Below are 18,684 nucleotides of genomic sequence, written 5' to 3' on the forward strand. Positions count from 1 at the left end.
GGGCCGTGGGAAAAGGACCTGCTCAGCAGGCACCTCGCCGACGGCCCACCAGTACCCTCCTCCAGAACCTCTCGACGGCCTTGAGAAGACCTGTCGCCGGCACCGTGACTGCCTCCGACGGCCAGTCGAACCAGAGGCGAGCCTTCCGCGGGCCGCACCGGAGACTCCGCTCCTGGACCGGATCCGACGCCGCCACTCTGAGGTCAACGAGCTTGCCGCCACCGGCCTGTCGCTCAACGCCATCGGCCGCCGACTGCGGCTGGACCGCAAGACGGTCCGGCGCTACCGGAACAAGGATCTTGCAGATCTTCTCGCCTCGGCTCAGGATCGAGGCCGCGGTGTCCTCGACCCGTTCATGGAGTACGTGCAGCACCGGTTCCATGCGGGCTGCACCAGCTCGATGCAGCTCTATCGCGAGGTGCTCGCCCTCGGCTACACCGGCGGATATCACGTCGTGCACCGCTACGTAGTGACCATCCGGAAGGGCATCGCGGTCCCCGCCCGCTCGACCACTCCCCGCCCTCGCGACATCACCTCATGGATCATGCGCCCCGAGGAGTCACTCAGCACGTCCGACATGGCCCAGCTCGACGCTGTGCGGAGTGCCTGCCCGGAGATCGCCCAGGCCTGCGACCTCGCGCGGGAGTTCACCGACATGCTCCGCCAACGCCGCGGTCACCTGCTGCGGGACTGGATTCAGAAGGCCGAGCTGGGCGGCCCCGACGCCATTGGGATCTTCGCCGACTCCATCCGCCAAGACCTTCACGCCGTTACCGCCGGCCTCACCTTACTGAACACCACGGCTTCGCAAGCTCGCACGTGGGGGCACCACCGTGTTCGTCACCCACCGGCTGGGCAACACCCGCCTCGCGGACCGGATCATCGTCTCGGCCGGCTGGACGACGTCGCGACGGCAGTCGCCCACCTCGCGTCAGTCGACGCGGCGTGGGTCACCGTCATCACCCCCGCCCGTCGAAGGCGCGGGGCTGATAGCCAACACGGAACTGCCCAAGTCCGGTTGGGCGAAGATGAGCGCAACTCCACTGGACACGACCATACTTGACGGCACGTGCAGGGGGTCCGCCTGACCGGGACCGACGGGGGGAGTCGCATGGAGCCGACCGGTTTAGCAGCGCTGGGGATGCAGTTCGTTACGGGCATGGCATCGGCCGCGGGCAGCGCTGCGGCGACGGAGGTCTCGGGGCTGGTGCGGAACAGGCTGAGCAGCAGCCAAGACGGGGATGCGGCGCTGGCCGCGCTGGATGAGGACCCGGCGGCTGACGAGCGGCAGGCGGCCGTGGAGAGCGTGCTGGCGGCGGCACTGGACGACGATCGGGAGTTCGCCCTCCGCCTGACGCGGGCCGTGCTTGCCGCGACCGCCGCGAGCCCGTCCCAGGTTCCGTCGGGGCCGGTCACCCAGATCAATCACGGATCAGCGAGTGGCGGCGCCAGCCTGATCAACTTCCTGGTCCATGGGGATGTGAAGGGCGGCACCATCCAAGTGGGGCCAGTGAGCGCCCCGGCCACACCCGGTACCCGCCGGGCACTGCTCGCCATGGCGGTGGTGCTGCTCCTGATCGTGGGCCTCGGGGTCTACGGAGCCACACAGATGACAGGAGGCCAGCCCTCAGCACCCGCCGTCGAGGGGGCGAAGGGCCAGCCCGCCGATCCGCCCGACCGCCGACTGGCGAGCGAGGATGCCGTCATGGGGGTGTTGCCGGACCTGGGTGACCTGCCCACAGGGTGGACTGCGGACCGGCCGAAGAAGACCTTGGACCGCAGCAAGGACTTGCCGGACGAGTTGCGGCTCGGTGAGGTGCAATACCTCTCGCCGGGCGGCGGGGACAGCGTGCTGTTCACCGTCACCTCGCACTCCGACGAGGACGCGGCCCAGCATGAGGTCGACTATATGCAGCGGCACTGGACTGAGAAGCTCGGCGGGAGCGTGGTGAATCTGCCGCAGATCGGGTCCGGGAGCGCTGCCGTACGCACGCGCAAGGACGATGTGGTCAATCTCTTCGTGATTTTCAAATCGGGGCCGGTCACCGGCTTGATCAGGTTCGCCGGCCGCCAGCCCTCGTCGACGTACGAGAACGCCGTGGGCAACGCCGTCCAGCCACTGCTGGAACGCATCAAGCAGGCGCAGCGGGGCGACCGGCCCACGGCGAGGCTCACCACGCTGAGCCTGACTTGAAGGGCGGACCACACATGGCCGGTGAATCCCAGTTAGGGAGAAACCGGGGCCCCGAGACCCTCAATAACCCAACGTGACCGATCTGCCCGTGATGGGACCCCCGATTGCTCAAAGTCCGACAGACCGACTGGCCTACCCGGGCATCAGGGGGCTTGCCCGGGGGGGGGGGGGGGGGGAAGCGGGGCCGCCAGCCGCGGGCCTTCTCGGCGGTCGTGGCTGTCGGCCTCTTGACGCTCCCGCCGCGCCGCTGTCAGGCCGTTCCGCAGACGCCGGCTCTGCGCAAGCGCGCGCCGTACGTGCCGCGGTGATCTGCTCCGGGCTGGCTTCGTCTGCGACGGTCGCGGGACACCTGCAAGGCGGGCGTGGACGATCACCGGCCGGAGCCGCCGCGGGAAGCTACCTCAGGGCCGGCTGTGGAGCGCCGGTGATCGCGCGAGTGAACTCGGCCGGCTGCTCGATGTGGCCGAAGTGTCCGCTGTGTTCGAGGACGGCCAACCGGGCCCCGGGGATGCCGTCCCGCAGCATCACGGCCCAGCGCGGGCCGCAGATGAAGTCCCGACGCCCCGCGATCACGACGGTCGGTGTGGTGATCGCGCCCAGCCGGTCGCGGACGTCGAACGGCTTCAGGTCGGGCGCGGTGGCCGGCGCGGCGGAGATGCGTACGCCAGAGCGGAAGTCGGCGAACTCGTCGCGCCGGTCCCAGAAGTCGGCGAAGCAGACCGGCAGTCCTTCCCGCAGCCTCGTACTGACCTGCTCGTCGTCGGCTGCGTTGAGCGCGCTCTGAACGGCTGCGGGTATGCCGGCCGCCTTCAGCAGTGGGCCCGGCGGTTGCGTTGTGGCGGTGCCCGTGCGGGGTCAGCGGGCGAGGGAGACGGCGAAGGGCGTGAAGCCGTGGCGGTTCAGAATGTGGGGGACGATGAGGATCATGGCCTCGGTGGCGCGGGCTGTGGTGATGTCCCCGAGGTCCTCGATCCAGGCGCGCTTCCACCCGAGGTCACGGAGCAGGCCGGTGACCGTCTCCTTCGCGTCTTCGTCGTTGCCCGAGACGAAGGCGGTCGGCGGCGTGGACAGGGTCTCGGGAGCGGTCATGACCGTGAACAGCATGGTGTTGAGGGTCTTGACCACACGCGTGCGCGGGAGGGCGTCCTGTAGCTGTTCGGCGAGGCTGCTGCCGGGGTAGCACAGGCCGCCGGGCAGACCGTCGACGTCGTGGGTGGCGTTGGAGACGTCGATGAGGATCTTCCCGGCGAGCTCGGTTCGCAGGTCGGTGAGGCGGTCCAGGGTGCTGTCGCCGGGCGTCGCGTTGATGACGATGTCCGCGGCACGGGCGGCGGTGCGCTGGTCGCGGATGGAAAGGCTGGGGCCGGCGGCTTCGGTGGGGGCCGTAGCGGACGCCTGCGTGCTGCGCCGGCCGAGGATGACGCGGTGTCCGGCGGCGGTGAGCTTGCCGGCGAGGTTGGCGCCGACGCGACCGGTTCCCAGGATGGCGATGCTGGTCATGAGGTGATGCTCCTTGCGGGGTCGGGCAGGAGGAAGGATGCGGGCGCGAGCTCGTCTCTCGGTCAGGCGATCGGAGACAGGATGTCGCGCGCGGCGGCGTGGATACCGGGGGCGGCGGCCAGGAAGTCCCGGCTGCCCGTGTGCCAGGGTTCGCCTGCCAGGTCGGTGACGGTGCCTCCCGCCTCGGAGACCAGCAGGGCGCCGGCGACCAGGCCGGAGCGGACGTCGGAGAACTGCCAGAACGCGTCCATGCGTCCGGCGGCGACGTGGATGAGCTGCATCGTGGCGGGAACGGACACGCGCACGACCAGGCCGTTGACGAGCATGGCGGTGACCGAGTCACCGATCCGCCGGAAGGTGCGCTCGTCCTCGCCGGGCTTGGCCTGACCGGTGCCGATGAGCGCGGCGCCCAGGTCGGTCTTGGCGGACACCTTCAGGGGGCGGTCGTTGAGGCGGGCACCGCCGCCGGCGACCGCGGTGTAGGTGTCGCCGGTCAGCGGCAGGTGGACGACGGTCAATACCGGCAGGTTGTCGCGGACCAGGGTGGCGGTGACGGCCCAGTCGTCCATGCCGTGGACGTGGTTGATGTTGCCCTCGGCGGGGTCGACCACCCACCACTCCCCCGGCGGCAGCGCGCCGCCGGCCAGCTCGTCCTCGGCCCACCGCGATCCCTCCCGGGCCCGCAGCAGCGGCTTCCGCAACACGTCAAGCACCGCGTCGTCGTTGGCGTGGATCTCCTCGACAACCTCGTCGAGGCTCACGCCTCGGGCATGCGGGGTGTAGCGGTCGAGCAGCGTGACGCCGGCGGCCTTCACCGCAGCGGTCACATCGGACATCAGCGTCGTATCGGCGGCGAAAGGCATGGCTGTGCTCATGGTGGGCTCCTCGGTTCGATTTGTGCGGGTGATCGTCTCCGTCCCGCACTTCGAAGGTAGGCCGCCCGATCATTAACAACAAGTGCATGCTTTTCATTTGTAGAGTTACTGTCATGCAACTGGATCTGAACCTGCTCACGGCCTTGGACGCCCTGCTGGAAGAGGGCAGTGTCGCCGGCGCTGCAGCACGCCTCCACGTCACCGCACCGGCGATGAGCCGCTCCCTGGGCCGCATCCGCAAAGCCACCGGCGACCAGATCCTGGTCCGCACCGGCCGCAGCATGGTCCCCACCACCCGCGCGCTGGCCATGCGCGCCGAGGTCCACGCCCTCGTACAGCAGGCCCACCGGCTTCTCTCCGCGCAGCAGGAGCTCGACCTAGCGGCTCTGGACCGGGTGTTCACCGTGCGCTGGCACGACGCCCTGACCGCCGCCTGCGGCACTGCCCTGATCACCGCCGTCCATCGCCAGGCCCCCGGCGTCCGGCTGCGCCTGTCCGCCGAACCCGGGACGGACGACGCCGAGTTGCGCCGGGGTGAGGTCGACGTCGAATCAAGCTCCAGCGCTCCGACGCTCCCCGACATCCGCCACCGCCTCGTCGGCACGGACCGGCTGGTCGTCGCCGTCCGACCGGGACACCCGCTCACCGAAGGCCCGCTGAGCCTCGAGCGCTACGCCGCCGCAGAACACCTCACCGTCTCGCGGCGCGGACGCCTGCACGACCAGATCGACGACGCCCTGACCACAAGCGGCCTCGAACGACGCGTCGTCGCCGCCGGGCCCACCGCCGCCTTCGCCCTGCAACTCGCGCTCGGCACCGACCTGGTCGTCACCCTCCCCGACGCGGTCACCCGCGCCGCCCGGGAACAACTCGGCCTCGTCACGCTGCCCCCGCCACTCCCGCTGCCCCACGTCCCCCTGTACCTGCTGTGGCACCAGCGCTACGACGACGACCGCGCCCACACCTGGCTGCGCGAAACGGCCACCCAAACCATCCAGGCACTGTTCGCCCCACCGACCGCCTCGCACACTCTCCCCTCTACCTGACCAGCAGAGGCGAGGCCAGGCAGAGGAAACCAGGACGGCACGGCTACACAGGGGTCGGCCACCCGCCTCAGCCGGTGACCTTCTGGAGCAGCGGCGAGGGGGTGTGTCGCGTCCTGGCCGGCCAGGCAGTGAGGCGCTCCAACGCGCGAGGTGACCGCAGCGGACGCCGGTACGGGTACGGACTTCTCCAGCTCCTCCACAGGAAGTAGTCGGCGCGCCTGTGACCCCTGCTCTGGGCCTGTGACCTGCCTATTTTGGGTTCCTCGGCGTGAATGGAACGGGACCTCAAAGGGGCCCGAAACGGGACCGCTGCCGTGGCGGGCGGGGCCGAGGGATCCAGCAGCCGGCTCCGCCGGCCCGCCCCCGCCAGTGACTGGCCAACCCGATTTGTCCTTTACGCGGGGCTTACTCTCCCGTTTCCGGGTAGTCGCTGGGTGGGACGGCGTCGATCTTGACGTGATCCCAACCGGTGGAGCGCACCACGTGCTCCGCACAATGATTGGACAGCGCCATGACCACAGCGAGCCCGGGCGGCACCCCCGCAGGTCCCCGGACCGGCAGTACCGACGTTTCCGGACATGGGACACGCCGCCCGTCGACCGAGACGAAGTCGGCCCTGAAGACGACGGAGTTCTTCGTCTACATCGCCTGCGTGATCGCGGTCCTGATCGCATCCATGGTGGTAGGCACCGACGACGGGCACCGCGACTACTTCCGCGCCGACATGGCGTGGATGTACATCGTGATCCTGACCTTCGGCTACATGATCAGCCGCGGGCTGGCCAAGTCCGGCAGCCGAGACCACTACGACGGTTCCTGACACCGGCCTCCGGTCCACGAGGGATGGCCGCCCGACGTCGGGACACCACGCCGTGGGTGGATCGGTGGCACCAAACGGGTGATCCCAGGACCGCCGTGGTCATCGTCGGCCTGCCCACGGGGATAGTTCACGTGTGAGACAGATGCCGGGTGTGTTCCTGGATCGCCGGCGCCTCACAGCGAGCCGCCCCCCGACCGGCATGAGGCTGGGCAGAGGGCGGCGCAAAGCCAGACGGCGCGTTCCCGGTAGAGCGGGACCGGCCGTCAACCGTCAGTCCTTGGCGATGGCCATGCCGAGGAAGATTCCCACCAGTAGCGAGACGCTGCCGGTGACCATCACGGACCACGTGCCCGCGTGCGTCGCAGTGAACGTCGAGGTCATCCCCGCCTGTGTCGCCGCCTGCGTGGCCTGCGCCCCGGCCATGGTCGCCTCCTGGACGGCCAGAGCCGTCTCCAACTCCTGAACCTTGCTCTCCAGCTCAGACTGCTCCATCGTGCGGTTCCTCTCTCACGGCGTGCCGCGCTGATCCCGGCATCACCGTCCATCGCTTCCCCGACGCGCGGACACAGCCGCGCCGGGCGGCCGGGGTGCACTCGTTTGCCGGCCACAGACGCCTTCACCGCAGGCCGGCGGTCGAGCAGTGAAGTACCCCCGCGGTCCCACAGCCGTCATGAGAATGACGCGATGCCCAAGACGGCCACGGGGGTGTCGCTCCGGAGTTGCGAGAGGTAGAGGATCCGGCAGGCGCGAGCACCGTCGGGGGCGTGTCGCCGTGCTCGCCGACGGGCAGCGGTGAGGGCGGGTCGTAGAACTTCTCGCCCCCGGCCCGACCGGCACGCCGGGTGCGCACTGCCCTTGGCGCCCTTGCCGCCGTCCGGGTTCGTGCTCGCCGTGGCGGTGGTACCGCAGCCCAGCGCGATGAACGCGGCCACACCGGCCGCGGTCATCGCCACGAGCCGCCGCCTCATCTCAACGGACTTACATGTTTCGGCTGTGTGTGTCGGGCGGCGAGACTGTGTCCATGCAACTCCCCGCCGACGCCGTCGCCGCCGCCGCTCTGATCGAGGTCGTACGCCTCACAGCGGAGCCGACGCGCCCCCACGACCCGTTCACGGGCGAACCCGTGGCCCTCTGGCTCGCGCAGGAGGCGGCCTCCGTCCTGTCCCTGGTCGAGTCCCTGCCGGGCAGCGGGCAGCACCGCTGCGGCTTCTGGCCCGGATGGGCGGTACGCGTGTACGACGCCACCCTCGCGGTCGCGCTGTTCGAGGCGCAGTTCTGTTTCAGCTGTCACGAGGCCCGCCTCCACGGCCCGGCGGTCCCGGCCCACCTGGCCAAGCAGTTCTTCGATCCCGGCGCCGAGGCGGCCCATACCCTCCTCGCCCGCTTCCGCGCCGCGGGTGCGTCCGCGTGATCCCGTAGCGCCCGGCCCATGCCTCCGGCATGCACCGATGGGTGCATGCCGAACTCGTGGGCGGCCCAGGTGTCGAGTACCCAGCCCTTGAACCGGATGCTGCTTCTGCACCAACGGTTGCTGGCGAGCCTGGGGCCGCAGTGGGGCACCCTCCTCATGGCCGCGAGTTGGACACCGGCGACTGAGGGTCAGGGCTGGTGTGTCCTGCCCATCGTCGCCGTGAAGGCCGCGGGGCCGTGTCGAAACCGTAGATGGCTGGGTGCAAGCCCCGTACCGTCTGGCACACGAACTCCGCGGCGGCCGCCGCCGACGCCGCGAGGACCCCGCCGAAGTCGTTCTCGGCCGGGAAGATGTGGTGCTCCTCGCGGAGACTGGGCCCGGAGGGGCCGGCTCGGTGCCCCAAGTCGTTCCGATGACTAGACGTCGAGATCTTCGTCGAAGAACTCCTCCGCCAGGTTGTCGAGACGGGCCGCACTGGTGAAGGGGCCCTGATCGAGCACGATCTCCTCATCGTCACCGATCACGGGGTTGCCGTCGACGATGACAGGGGGGAAGACCACGGGGTGCTCGGTCACGTTGACCGTTTCCTCCCCGTCGTCGGCGAGGTTGAAGGAGTCGAGCACCCTGCCGTTCGCATGGTTCGTGCTGCGCTCGCCGTTGGCGTTCTGAACGACCGACCTGGTGACGGTGATTACATCCGACTCCCCGGCCAGCCACGGGCTATCCGCACGGGCGATACCCGGTACGGACAGAGCTGCCCCGGCGAGGGCGACGGCGGCGAATGCGCGCTTGTTGTTGTTCACGACCCGCCAACGATCTTCACCCCGCCGGGGTAACGCCTGTCATACAAGCTGCCCTTCTGGAGTGAGCGGGTACCGACAGGGCGGAGGGATGAGCCCAGGCCTGCGCGTGATCGTCTACCGCCCGACGCCGCGGGCAACGTGGCCGGCGGACTGCTGTACGGCGCCCACAGCCCGAAGGGGAGCACCTTCCGGCGGTATGTCGGGCTGCTGGTCGTGCTGGCCGTCGCCCTGGCCGCCCTGCCGGCGGTTCATCTGGCGCACCAGGCCGGCCTGCCCGCTTCGTGGACGCTGATTCTGCTGGGCACTCTGCTGGTGCTCACCAGCCTGCCGATCGCCCCCGCCGGGGCCGAGAGATTCCAGCTCATCGGAGAGATGACGGCCCAGCAGGAGATGACCCAGGCGTTCGCCGGGGTGGGCAGCTCCATCGCGGTCGGCGCGGCGGCGGGCTCTGCGGTGGCCGGTCTGGTCGCCGACGCCCTCGGCCCGGCCGCCGCCCTGTCCCTGCCGGCCGCGTTCACGGCTCTGGCGCTTCTGGTGTCCCTGGCCGCCCGGGCCCCGATCACGACGGCCCTCGGCCCCGGCGAAGCAGAAGGCACCGCACACACCACACCCCACCACCGACATCGGAGAGTCGCATCCATGAGCACTTCACCCGGCGTACTGGCCGTCGTCGAGAGCCAGTTGTCGAACTTCGGCCTGACCCCTCTGCGGGCCGCCCACGAGCTCGGCCTCCACACCGTCCTGATGAGCAACGACCCGGACCGTGCCGGGTAGTCAGCCTTGCCCGCCGACGCGGTGGCCGCCGCGCTGGAACCCTTCCACGCGGCGGGCCGGCTCAGCGGTGTGATGACCGTGACCGACTACAACATCCCCGTCGTCGCGCAGGTCGCCGCCCGCTTCGGTCTGCCGGGGCTGTCCCCCGTGGCGGCGCGGAATTGCCGCGACAAGCTGCCTGATGCGGCAGGCCCGTCAGGAGGCCGGAGTCGCGGTCCCCGGCTTCCACCAGGCGACGAGCGACTCCGCGGCCAACCCCGTCGCCCCGGCGCGCTCGTCGAGGAATACCTGCTGGGCTTCGAAGTGAGCGTCGAGTCGGTACTGGTGGACGGTGAGCGTCGATTCCTGGGCGTGACCGACAAGGCGCTCGGCCCTCACCCGTACTTCGTGGAGATGGGTGACACCTTCCCGTCGATGCTGTCGGCACCGGTCCGCGAGGAGTGCACCGAGCTGGCCCGGCGGCCCCTGGAAGCGCTGGGGCACGACTTCGGCGCCGCCCACGTTGAGGTGAAAATGACCGCGGACGGGCCCCGGATCGTCGAGGTCAACGGCCGGGTGCCCGGCGCGGAGATCACCCGGCTGATCCGCGAGGCGACCGGGGTGTACCTGCAACGCGAGGTGGTCAAGCTGCACACGGGCCGGCCAGCCGACCTCACGCCCACGCGCGATCGCGCCGCCGCCTCCCGCCATCTGGCAGCCCGGCAGTCCGGCACCCTGACCGGCATCGACGGAGCCGACCTGGCCCACCGGGATCCCGGCGTCGTCGAGGTGGACTTGGAGGCCCACCCGGGCGATCCGGTCCGGCCGGCCGAGAGCAACCTGGATCTGCTGGGGTACGTCGTTGCTGCCGGCGACACCACCGGTGCGCGGTGCGCCGGGCCGAAGCAGCCTTGGGCCAGCTCACTCCGCGGATTGAGACCGCCGGGACGGAGCAGCGGTGAGCGCGGCACACGGGGCCGACGGACCGGCGGCACTGAAGGTGACCGCGTACCGGGACCTCGCTCACCTCGACGGCCTCGGTACGGAGCGCTGGGACGCGCTGTTCGGAGCGCTCGGCTTCTACGCCGCGACCCCGTGGCTCCGGCACGCGCAGGCGACCGCCGCCACCGCGCCGTACTACTTCACGGCGGCCGACAGACCCCAATGGGTCTGCGCCGCTGCCGGCCCTGGCCTGCGGCGGCCGCAACCCGTCCTTTCTCCCGCGGCTGCACCCCCTGGCGCCAGTACGCGTACCTCAAAGCCCGCCGCCCTGAACAGGCGGAGCATTTCACCCGCCCGGCCCACCTGGCCCGGCTCGGCGGCCCCGCCCAGAGCTCAAGCCCGGGACCGTCGCCCGGGCGATCCGGCCCCAGAGCCGGACCGCCCGCGGCAAGCGCCTCACCAGCGCGCAGAAGACCGTCATGAGACCAAGCGCGTACCTGTTCCTGAACCTCAGCCGACCGCGGTCCGGGTCCATGCGGCGTCAGTGTCAGGGGGATGAGATGAACCTCGACGAGAACGAACCGCAATCTGTTCGCGAGCCCGAGCCGCCTTACGGATCATCCACCGGAGCCGGCATCGTCATGGGAAGATCCACACTGGTCGGTAGCAAGTCGGCTTGAGGGAGGCGGACATGACGGCAAGCGACGATGCGGACATGGGGATCAAGGGAGACGTGGAAGGCGTGCAGGTTGGGCGCCAGCTCGACTTCGAAGACTTCCAAGACGTCAACCCGTTCCGGGGCAACGTGTACTCCGAGACCGCCGAGGACACCGAGTCCCATACGGAGTAGGCCCGCGGGAATGTGCTGCCGCCCCGGTACGGATATCTCGTACCCCGTGCCGGGGCCGAGCCATGTGCGGGGTGTAGGGACTTGAATCGTGGCCCGCCGTGTTCAGCGCCGGGACCCACCGGGCGCCCACTGAAGGGTGTCTCCTTGGTCATGTGCTGTGCGAGGCGCTTGCGGACGGTCCACGAGGGTGCCGTCGGGTTTCAGCCCGAAGGCGGCCGCAAGAACGGCGGGGAGATCTGCCTCGGGGAGTGTGGCACGCACCTCAGCCAGGACGTGAGGAAAGTCGCCGTCGTCGATGACACCCATGTATTCCTGGCGCAGTTGGAAAATGACCTCGACGAGCTCGGGCCTCAGCCGCATCCAGGCGCGGGACGAGTGGATTTCCTCATCGACCTGGTCCATGAACCAGCGCATGACCTCGTATGGGACTTCCACGTGTCGACCGCGAGGGTCGAAGCAAACCCTCGGCTCCCGTGCCGGGTCCTCGTCGGGAATGACCGCGGTCACAAGGTGCTGTTGCTCGGCGGCGAGTTCCAGTTCAAGTACCAGGCCTCATCAGGTATGGAGTACATCGCGGTGATCGCGTAATCGCCGTTCGGGCGCAGGATAGGCCACGAACGCCGGTGCTGGGGCACGGATTAGCTCGGGCGGAGGTGCGTGATTGGCAGGTTGTGCTCGGTGCGCAGGCGCTCGGCCACGAGCGAGCGGTGGCATGCCTCCGGATCGCGCTCGACGCAGAAAAGGGCGGTCACCGAACCGCCTCCACCAGCTCCGCTCGGCAGCTCCGCCACGAGCGCGCCGAGGTCGAACGGGTCGAGGATCTCACGGGTGTAGCGCTCGGCGTACTCGGGCGCCAGCGCGATGCGGTTGCGCTTGCCCACGCCCTGGCGGTCGTCCTCGCGGTACTGGAGATGACGCAGTTCCGTCGTCGGCGCCAGCTCCTTCACGTGCCGGTAGCCGATGTCCGCCGCGGCGAGCGCGCGCTGCAGCCGCGCCGAGTTCGCCCAGGAGTAGTCGGGACCCCGAACGCCGCGACGCTGGCGCAGGTCGAGCAGCAGTCCCACGCCCCCGCCGACGAGCTCCTCGAGGAACGCTCCGACCGTGAAGCCGTACACACCGATCGTCGCAATGCGTCTCATCGCAGCACCCCTCAGGGTCACCCGAGGCGGCCGACGTGTTTGATGACGACCGCCACCGGAGCAGGGGTGATCGCGTACAGGACGCGGTAGCGGCCGATGTGGATGCGACGCAGCCCCCGGCCGTGGAAAGCCGCGCCCCGTGGGCGGGGCTGGGTGGCCAGGCGATCGACCGCGTACAGCAGCAGCCGCAGCCCTTCCGGATCATCCGCAATGTGCCGTACCGCCCCACACACGGCAGCTTCGTCCCACACGATGCCGTACGTCATCTGCCGCACTCCCTCCACACGGCACCCGGGGCCGAGCCCGAGGGGCGCTGTGCCGGCGTGCAGGCCGGAAGGGTGCATGGTCCGAACCAGCCCCACCCCCGGGCGCCTGGCACACGCCCCCTCCTCGGGCGTCTGCCCGAAGCAGTCGGCGCTACGCCAGCAGGCTGAGCGCGCCCGAACCCGGTTTGTCGTCCCGGACGGGCTGAGCGCGGTTGTGATTCCGTCGTTTCGCGGGAAGGAGAGTCTTAACCCTGTGGAGGCTGATGTGGCGCGTGAGCGGATCGGGCTGGCCGAGGTGCTGGCGGCGGCGGAGGATGCCGCGCCGGTGGACTCCCTCGATGTCGTGGCGCGTAATCTGCGTGACCGGTTCGGTGCGGGGTATGTGTCGTTCCTGTTTGTCGACATCGTCGGCCGACGCCTGCTGCGCGTCCACGACACGGCGGCCACCCATCAGGAGGAGCGCGCCGGACAGGTCCCCCTCGCCGGCAGCAGCGCCTACGACCAGGTCCTGGGCAGCCAGAAGCTGGTGCTGGAACCGGACGGTGAGCAGGGGCAGCGCGTGCTCGCCCCGGTCACCAACCGCGGCGACACCATCGGTGTCCTGGAGCTGTTCCTCACCCAGGTCAGTCCGGATGTGCTGGAGCAGATCAAGGAAGCCGCGCACGCGCTGGCGTACATCATCGTGACCGACCGCCGCTTCACCGACCTCTACCACTGGGGCAACCGCACCACCACGGTCAGCTTGTCCGCGGAGATCCAGCGCCAGCTCCTGCCCTCGGCCCCGTCCTGCGAGGCCCCCCCGTTCAGCCTCGCGGGCGCTCTGGTCCCGGCCTCCGACATCGCCGGTGACACCTACGACTACAGCCTCGACAATGACACCCTGCACCTGTCCGTCACCGACGCCATGGGCCACGACGTCGATGCCTCGCTCATGGCCACCCTTCTGGTCAACGCCTCCCGCGGCGCCCGCCGCGCCGGAACGGACCTCGCCGAACAGGCCCGCCAGATCCACCAGGCCCTCCTCGACCACGGCCGACACACCTTCGCCACCGGCCAGCTGCTGCGCATCGCCCTCGACGGGACCGGCGCCCAGCTCGTCAACGCCGGCCACCCCTGGCCCCTGCGCCTGCGCGACGGCGCGGTCGACGTTCTACGCCTGGACGTGGACCTGCCCTTCGGCCTCGCCCAGCAGGGCCGCTACCGGGTGCAACACCTTGACCTGCGCGCCGGTGACCGCCTCCTGCTCCACACCGACGGCATGCAAGAACGCGCCGCTGAAACAGTCGACCTGCCCGCCCTCCTCCGCAAGACCGCAGCCGAGCATCCGCGCGAGGTCGTACGCACGCTGGTGGGCGCGGTCACCGGCGCCTACGACGGCCGCCCGCCAAAAGACGACGCCACCGTCCTGTGCCTCGACTGGCACGGCCCCCGATCCGGAGGCGGCCGCGCGAACGCTTGAGAGCCTGACCGCGGGCGCTGGGCCCCCGGCGGCCCCTCCCCCGCGCTGGCCGCTAGGCGGAATATCCGGGGCGGCCACGGGCAGGCGGCGTGCGGCGTGCGGCGTCCCACGCGCCAGGCGACTGCGCCGCATACCGCTTCGGTGCGCAGGTGCCGCATCAGGAGGACGAAAATGCATGATCAGAACCCGGGCCGCTTAAGACGACCAGTTACGTCGAATGAGCCAACCGAGGTACCGAAACGGCTGTCACGTAGCTGGTCGTCACGTTCCGTAGTAGATGTGTTAGCCGCGCGTAAGCTTGCTGCGGCGGGTACCGACGCGCCCCACCCCCGTCTGATCCGACGCGAAGGAATCGTCCATGGCGACGTCGACCGAGCCCGTCACGCCGATCCCGGTCCGGGGCCGCTCGTGGGGGAGCGTGCTGATCTCCTGGCTGAGCACCACCGACCACAAGAAGATCGGGCACTTGTACCTGATCGCGTCGTTCGGGTTCTTCATCATCGGCGGTGTACTGGCGCTGCTGCTGCGGGCTGAGCTCGCCCGGCCGGGCATGCAGATCGTCTCCAACGAGCAGTACAACCAGATCTTCACCCTGCACGGCACGCTCATGCTGCTCTTCTTCGCCACCCCGACCTTCGCCGGCTTCGCCAACGCGATCATGCCGCTGCAGATCGGCGCACCAGACGTGGCGTTTCCGCGGCTGAACATGCTGGCGTTCTGGCTGTTCCTCTTCGGCGGCCTGATCGTCGTGGCCAGTCTGCTCACCCCGGACGGCACCGCGGACTTCGGCTGGACCGCCTACACGCCGCTCAGCAGTTCGACGCGCACGCCGTCCATCGGCGGCGACATGTGGATCATGGGCCTGGCCCTGTCCGGGTTCGGCACGATCCTCGGCTCGGTCAACTTCGTGACCACGATCATCTGCATGCGCTCCCCAGGCATGACCATGTTCCGGCTGCCGATCTTCACCTGGAACATCCTGCTGACCTCGGTCCTGGTCCTCTTCGCCTTCCCCGTCCTGGCCGCGGCCCTGCTGGTGCTGGAGGCGGACCGCAAGTTCGGCGCCCAGGTCTTCAACCCCCAGAACGGCGGCGCCCTCCTCTGGCAGCACCTGTTCTGGTTCTTCGGGCACCCCGAGGTCTACATCATCGCTCTGCCCTTCTTCGGGATCGTCACCGAGATCATTCCGGTGTTCTCCCGCAAGCCGATCTTCGGATATCTCGGCCTGGTCGGTGCCACGATCTCCATCGCCGGCCTGTCTCTGACCGTGTGGGCCCACCACATGTTCGCCACTCAGGCCGTACTGCTGCCGTTCTTCTCCTTCATGACGTTCCTGATCGCGGTCCCGACAGGGGTGAAGTTCTTCAACTGGATCGGCACGATGTGGAAGGGTTCCCTCTCCTTCGAGACACCGATGCTCTGGTCCATCGGGTTCCTCGTCACGTTCCTCTTCGGCGGTCTGACCGGCGTCATCCTGGCCTCGCCCCCGATGGACTTCCAGGTCACCGACTCCTACTTCGTGGTGGCCCATTTCCACTACGTGGTCTTCGGGACGGTCGTCTTCGCCATGTTCGCCGGCTTCTACTTCTGGTGGCCGAAGATGACCGGCACGATGCTCGACGAACGCCTGGGAAAGATCCACTTCTGGACCCTGTTCATCGGCTTCCACATGACGTTCCTCGTCCAGCACTGGCTCGGCGCCGAAGGCATGCCCCGCCGTTACGCCGACTACCTGGCCGCCGACGGATTCACCACATTGAACACGGTGTCCTCCATCGGCGCGTTCCTCCTCGGCGCCTCGACGCTGCCGTTCTTCTACAACGTGTGGAAGACGGCCAAGTCCGCTCCCCGCGTCGAGGTCGACGACCCGTGGGGATACGGCCGCTCCCTTGAATGGGCCACTTCCTGCCCCCCGCCCCGGCACAACTTCGTGACCCTGCCCCGCGTGCGGTCGGAGTCGCCGGCCTTCGACCTCCACCACCCGGAGATCGCCGCCTTCGACTACGCCGGCAACCACAAACGCGACGTCATCGACGAAGAGGGGGCCTCCGGTCCGCGAGGGTCTCTGCCCGGAGCGGGCCCAGCCCAGCCCAAGTAGTCCGGGGCCCCGGCTGATGAGGGAACCTTCCAAGGAAACGGCTGCCGGGCTCGCCCAGATCGAGGGATACCTGATGAGCCAGGCAGCACTGCGGGAAGCCAAGGCCGAGGGTGACGCGTTCTCCTACGGCCTGACCTGGCTCGGCCCCGGCGAACAGCACGAGATCAGTCACCGGTTCGCTCAGCACCACCTGCGCCTGCGCCGGGAGATGCTCACCGCGACCGTGGCACGGGCAGAAGAACTCAAAGCCGAATACACACACCGGTACGTCTGCCTGCGCAGGCGCGTAACGGGCCTGGCCGTGGCAGCCCTCGGGCTCTACACCCTCACCCTGGCCCTCCTCTGGCGGCTCTGAGCCTTCTTGCCGTGTCATCAGTCATCCCCGGGCGGGGGCCGTCAGGAACGGCGGCCGAGTCGGCACCAGCGAGCTTCGGCCTGAATGGCGCCGCCATGCGCTTTCCGCCGCGGAGTGGGCGTCGACTCCCGACAGAGGCCCGGCCCGGGGCGTACCGCAGGTTGACCACTTTGTCCGGCACACGGTCTGCGTAGTCAGACGCGGTTCGCGTCCTCGCCTGGACGGGATACGTACGGCAGCCGCCTACCGGGACGGCGGCTTGCTGGGCCAATGGAGTGAACTGGCGAGTCGGAAAGCGGATCCGCCTCCTTGTCCGTGCCTTGACTGAGCGTTTTCAGCGTTGCCTCTCCAGGGTGAGGACGGCTTTGGTGATGACGGTCATGCGGTTGGGGCTGATGCGTGATCTGCGGAAGATCTGCCAGGACTTCAGCTGTGCCATGGCGCGTTCGACCGGAGCCCTGGCTTGGGCGAGGGCCCGGTTGGCGGCGCGCCGGGTCGGGGTGAGTTCTCGCGGCGGGTGAGATCCACAGCAGCTCGCTGGCCGGATCGGTGAGGACCTGGACCTTCACGCCATGCCGGTGGTGCTTGGCCGAGTGGTCCGCACGACTGTCACCGACCCGGTCGCACTCGGCGAGGGTCCCGTCGAGGAGGACGAAGTCCGGGTCGTTCCCGCGCAGCGTCTTCAGCAGGCCCGGGGGCCGGGCGGCAGGCAGGCCGGTCAGGGCCGTCACGTAAGCGTGGGCGGTGCCGACGGATGTACCGAAGCCGGCCGCGACGCGGGCGAGGGTGTCGTGGCGGCGCAGGCATACGAGAGCGACGAGCGCACGCTGGTGCGGCGGCAGCTTGCACCGTCGGTCGCCCTCACGGCCAACGCGCCGGCCGCGACCACCTCGACCACGCCCAAATCGCTGCCCTCGCCCACCTCGGAGTGCAGTGGGGGCAGGAGCGGACTGGCCTGCGATGATGACGGCGTGCCAGAGCCAGGGACCACTGCCGTCGTCATTGTCTTGCCCGATGCCGCCCCGCTCCTCGATGCGGCGTGGCGGATCGACCCGACTCTGGTGCGTCGTGGGGTGCCGGCGCACGTCTCGCTCCTCTACCCGTTCGTGCCGGAATCGGCGCTGACAGGTCAGGACGAGAAGGGCGTGCGTTCCCTGGCGGCGAGTTTTCCGGCAGCTGATCTGCTCTTGGAGGAGGTCGTGACGGAGTCCGGCTTCGTCGCCGTCACCGTTCCGGGACTCCAACCGATCGTCGATGCGTTCCGCGCCCTGTGGCCCGGGTTGCGCCCGTACGGGGGCCGCTTCGGGGCGCGGCCCGCCGCCCATGTCACGGTCGCCATGGGTGCAGACGACCCGACAGCCGCCGCCCATGTCCGAGCTGCGATCGACAGCCTGCTGCCCCTGCGCACCCGCGCGGCGGCGATCCAGCTGGTAGTGCTGACGGAGGAAGGCTGGCAGTCGCGGTTCACCGTGCCGCTCGGCGTCCCGGACGGCCCGTGAACACCGCCCGCCAGTCCCTCGCCACAGCCCGAGGCCGGGGCACTGGCCGGGGCGCCCACCTGGATCTCCGAGCGCAGCGCCCCGTACGCACCCCAGCGGGGCTTCGAAGACGGCGGGGAGGGGGGCGTCCGCGCGGCAGCCAGTCGTGACCGGCCCATACCGCTTGGACTCAGTAGCCCCGCCACCCAGTCCAACAGGACCTTCACTGAAGTCCGGATACGAGAGCAGATCCTCCACCGCATCCGGCCGGTACGCCACAGGTCTGGGTCTTCGCCCCGTTGGGGTGTCCGCCCCGCTCCCACCCCTGCCCTTCCGGCTTCGCCTGCAAGGCCAAAAGCCCGCTTCGGGCCCAGCAGGCAGAAGCGGGAGGTCAGGAGGGTTGTCTGCGATGGCTATCGGCAAGCCTTGGCCCCCGTCGGCGGGTACCGAGCACGCAGCGCTCAGGACCTGGAACCGCCTCGCTTCGCTCCGCGGGGCTACGCGAAGCCAAGCCAGGGCCGGTCCTTCGGGCCGGACTGGTTCCGAATTCCGCTGCGCCCCACCCCGTACGGCCGCCCGCAGGCGCGCGTCCACCAGACGGGCGACGCCCGCATGCCCGGCGAAGCCACGGGCCTCGACCCGGCCGCGAGGTGATGCTGGCGGCCGCCGAGGCCCTGGCCTGCACGGCCGCCGAC

At 69.6% G+C, this 18,684-nt stretch carries 20 protein-coding genes and 2 pseudogenes; 13 read left to right on the plus strand and 9 right to left on the minus strand.

Going from position 1 to position 18,684, the window contains the following annotated elements; translation table 11 throughout:
* Window positions 1-1,063 (plus strand): annotated as a pseudogene (locus ACFWBF_RS34605) (hypothetical protein); the annotation flags it as partial.
* A gap of 48 nt (window positions 1,064-1,111) precedes the next feature.
* Window positions 1,112-2,194 carry a hypothetical protein gene (locus ACFWBF_RS34610; RefSeq protein ID WP_385608758.1) on the plus strand — a complete coding sequence of 361 codons (1,083 nt, stop codon included), beginning with the start codon at window positions 1,112-1,114 and terminating at the stop codon, window positions 2,192-2,194.
* 396 nt (window positions 2,195-2,590) lie between these two features.
* Here the strand turns inward: ACFWBF_RS34610 and ACFWBF_RS34615 are convergent, their stop codons facing one another.
* The 3 genes from ACFWBF_RS34615 to ACFWBF_RS34625 all read right to left on the minus strand — a co-directional run bounded on the left by ACFWBF_RS34615 (window position 2,591) and on the right by ACFWBF_RS34625 (window position 4,569).
* Window positions 2,591-2,767 carry an alpha/beta fold hydrolase gene (locus ACFWBF_RS34615; protein ID WP_385608760.1) on the minus strand — a complete coding sequence of 59 codons (177 nt, stop codon included), beginning with the start codon at window positions 2,765-2,767 and terminating at the stop codon, window positions 2,591-2,593.
* Between the two features lie 282 nt (window positions 2,768-3,049).
* Window positions 3,050-3,694, minus strand: coding sequence for an NADPH-dependent F420 reductase (locus tag ACFWBF_RS34620; RefSeq protein WP_385608762.1), 645 nt, complete (start codon window positions 3,692-3,694; stop codon window positions 3,050-3,052).
* Between the two features lie 62 nt (window positions 3,695-3,756).
* Window positions 3,757-4,569, minus strand: coding sequence for an inositol monophosphatase family protein (locus tag ACFWBF_RS34625; protein WP_385608764.1), 813 nt, complete (start codon window positions 4,567-4,569; stop codon window positions 3,757-3,759).
* A 113-nt stretch (window positions 4,570-4,682) separates the two neighbouring features.
* On the opposite strand from ACFWBF_RS34625, the gene ACFWBF_RS34630 reads away from it, so the two are divergent.
* Both ACFWBF_RS34630 and ACFWBF_RS34635 read left to right on the plus strand, forming a co-directional pair.
* The gene (locus tag ACFWBF_RS34630; protein WP_385608766.1) at window positions 4,683-5,615 is read left to right on the plus strand and encodes a LysR substrate-binding domain-containing protein; all 933 of its coding nucleotides are present in this window, start codon (window positions 4,683-4,685) and stop codon (window positions 5,613-5,615) included.
* Between the two features lie 511 nt (window positions 5,616-6,126).
* Complete coding sequence (locus ACFWBF_RS34635) at window positions 6,127-6,435, plus strand: hypothetical protein (RefSeq protein WP_385608768.1); 309 nt, start codon at window positions 6,127-6,129, stop codon at window positions 6,433-6,435.
* A 270-nt stretch (window positions 6,436-6,705) separates the two neighbouring features.
* On the opposite strand, the gene ACFWBF_RS34640 is transcribed toward ACFWBF_RS34635, so the two are convergent.
* Window positions 6,706-6,927 (minus strand): hypothetical protein, encoded by a 222-nt coding sequence (locus tag ACFWBF_RS34640; protein ID WP_385608770.1) that lies wholly within the window; start codon window positions 6,925-6,927, stop codon window positions 6,706-6,708.
* A 529-nt stretch (window positions 6,928-7,456) separates the two neighbouring features.
* Between ACFWBF_RS34640 and ACFWBF_RS34645 the strand changes: the two genes are divergently transcribed.
* A complete protein-coding gene (locus tag ACFWBF_RS34645; RefSeq protein ID WP_385608772.1) occupies window positions 7,457-7,846 on the plus strand; it encodes a hypothetical protein in 390 nt (129 codons plus the stop codon).
* 416 nt (window positions 7,847-8,262) lie between these two features.
* Here the strand turns inward: ACFWBF_RS34645 and ACFWBF_RS34650 are convergent, their stop codons facing one another.
* Window positions 8,263-8,649 (minus strand): hypothetical protein, encoded by a 387-nt coding sequence (locus ACFWBF_RS34650; protein ID WP_385608774.1) that lies wholly within the window; start codon window positions 8,647-8,649, stop codon window positions 8,263-8,265.
* Window positions 8,650-8,787: 138 nt separating this feature from the next.
* Between ACFWBF_RS34650 and ACFWBF_RS34655 the strand changes: the two genes are divergently transcribed.
* The 4 genes from ACFWBF_RS34655 (at window position 8,788) to ACFWBF_RS34670 (ending at window position 11,782) form a co-directional block, all read left to right on the plus strand.
* Complete coding sequence (locus tag ACFWBF_RS34655) at window positions 8,788-9,423, plus strand: hypothetical protein (RefSeq protein ID WP_385608776.1); 636 nt, start codon at window positions 8,788-8,790, stop codon at window positions 9,421-9,423.
* Window positions 9,424-9,495: 72 nt separating this feature from the next.
* A complete protein-coding gene (locus ACFWBF_RS34660) occupies window positions 9,496-10,827 on the plus strand; it encodes an ATP-grasp domain-containing protein (protein ID WP_385608794.1) in 1,332 nt (443 codons plus the stop codon).
* A 232-nt stretch (window positions 10,828-11,059) separates the two neighbouring features.
* Window positions 11,060-11,194 carry a hypothetical protein gene (locus ACFWBF_RS34665; protein ID WP_385608778.1) on the plus strand — a complete coding sequence of 45 codons (135 nt, stop codon included), beginning with the start codon at window positions 11,060-11,062 and terminating at the stop codon, window positions 11,192-11,194.
* Window positions 11,195-11,362: 168 nt separating this feature from the next.
* Window positions 11,363-11,782 carry a hypothetical protein gene (locus tag ACFWBF_RS34670; protein WP_385608780.1) on the plus strand — a complete coding sequence of 140 codons (420 nt, stop codon included), beginning with the start codon at window positions 11,363-11,365 and terminating at the stop codon, window positions 11,780-11,782.
* A 50-nt stretch (window positions 11,783-11,832) separates the two neighbouring features.
* Here ACFWBF_RS34670 and ACFWBF_RS34675 read toward each other — a convergent pair whose 3' ends face one another.
* Together ACFWBF_RS34675 and ACFWBF_RS34680 are read right to left on the minus strand one after the other, a co-directional pair.
* Complete coding sequence (locus ACFWBF_RS34675; protein WP_385608782.1) at window positions 11,833-12,333, minus strand: DUF488 domain-containing protein; 501 nt, start codon at window positions 12,331-12,333, stop codon at window positions 11,833-11,835.
* 17 nt (window positions 12,334-12,350) lie between these two features.
* Window positions 12,351-12,599, minus strand: coding sequence for a type II toxin-antitoxin system RelE/ParE family toxin (locus ACFWBF_RS34680; RefSeq protein WP_385608784.1), 249 nt, complete (start codon window positions 12,597-12,599; stop codon window positions 12,351-12,353).
* Between the two features lie 265 nt (window positions 12,600-12,864).
* Between ACFWBF_RS34680 and ACFWBF_RS34685 the strand changes: the two genes are divergently transcribed.
* The 3 genes from ACFWBF_RS34685 (at window position 12,865) to ACFWBF_RS34695 (ending at window position 16,511) form a co-directional block, all read left to right on the plus strand.
* Window positions 12,865-14,058, plus strand: a complete 1,194-nt coding sequence (locus ACFWBF_RS34685; RefSeq protein ID WP_385608796.1) for a PP2C family protein-serine/threonine phosphatase — start codon at window positions 12,865-12,867, stop codon at window positions 14,056-14,058.
* Between the two features lie 358 nt (window positions 14,059-14,416).
* A complete protein-coding gene (gene ctaD / locus ACFWBF_RS34690; RefSeq protein WP_385608786.1) occupies window positions 14,417-16,156 on the plus strand; it encodes a cytochrome c oxidase subunit I in 1,740 nt (579 codons plus the stop codon).
* Window positions 16,157-16,229: 73 nt separating this feature from the next.
* The gene (locus tag ACFWBF_RS34695; RefSeq protein WP_385608788.1) at window positions 16,230-16,511 is read left to right on the plus strand and encodes a hypothetical protein; all 282 of its coding nucleotides are present in this window, start codon (window positions 16,230-16,232) and stop codon (window positions 16,509-16,511) included.
* A 334-nt stretch (window positions 16,512-16,845) separates the two neighbouring features.
* On the opposite strand, the pseudogene ACFWBF_RS34700 reads toward ACFWBF_RS34695, so the two are convergent.
* A pseudogene (locus ACFWBF_RS34700) lies at window positions 16,846-17,383 on the minus strand (transposase family protein); the annotation flags it as partial.
* Between the two features lie 201 nt (window positions 17,384-17,584).
* Here ACFWBF_RS34700 and ACFWBF_RS34705 point away from each other — a divergent pair.
* Complete coding sequence (locus ACFWBF_RS34705) at window positions 17,585-18,010, plus strand: 2'-5' RNA ligase family protein (protein ID WP_385608790.1); 426 nt, start codon at window positions 17,585-17,587, stop codon at window positions 18,008-18,010.
* Between the two features lie 476 nt (window positions 18,011-18,486).
* On the opposite strand, the gene ACFWBF_RS34710 is transcribed toward ACFWBF_RS34705, so the two are convergent.
* On the minus strand, window positions 18,487-18,684 hold a 198-nt coding region (locus ACFWBF_RS34710; RefSeq protein ID WP_385608792.1), incomplete at its 5' end, for a hypothetical protein.

The sequence above is a fragment of the Streptomyces sp. NPDC060028 genome, assembly GCF_042736725.1.
Taxonomy (GTDB): domain Bacteria; phylum Actinomycetota; class Actinomycetes; order Streptomycetales; family Streptomycetaceae; genus Streptomyces.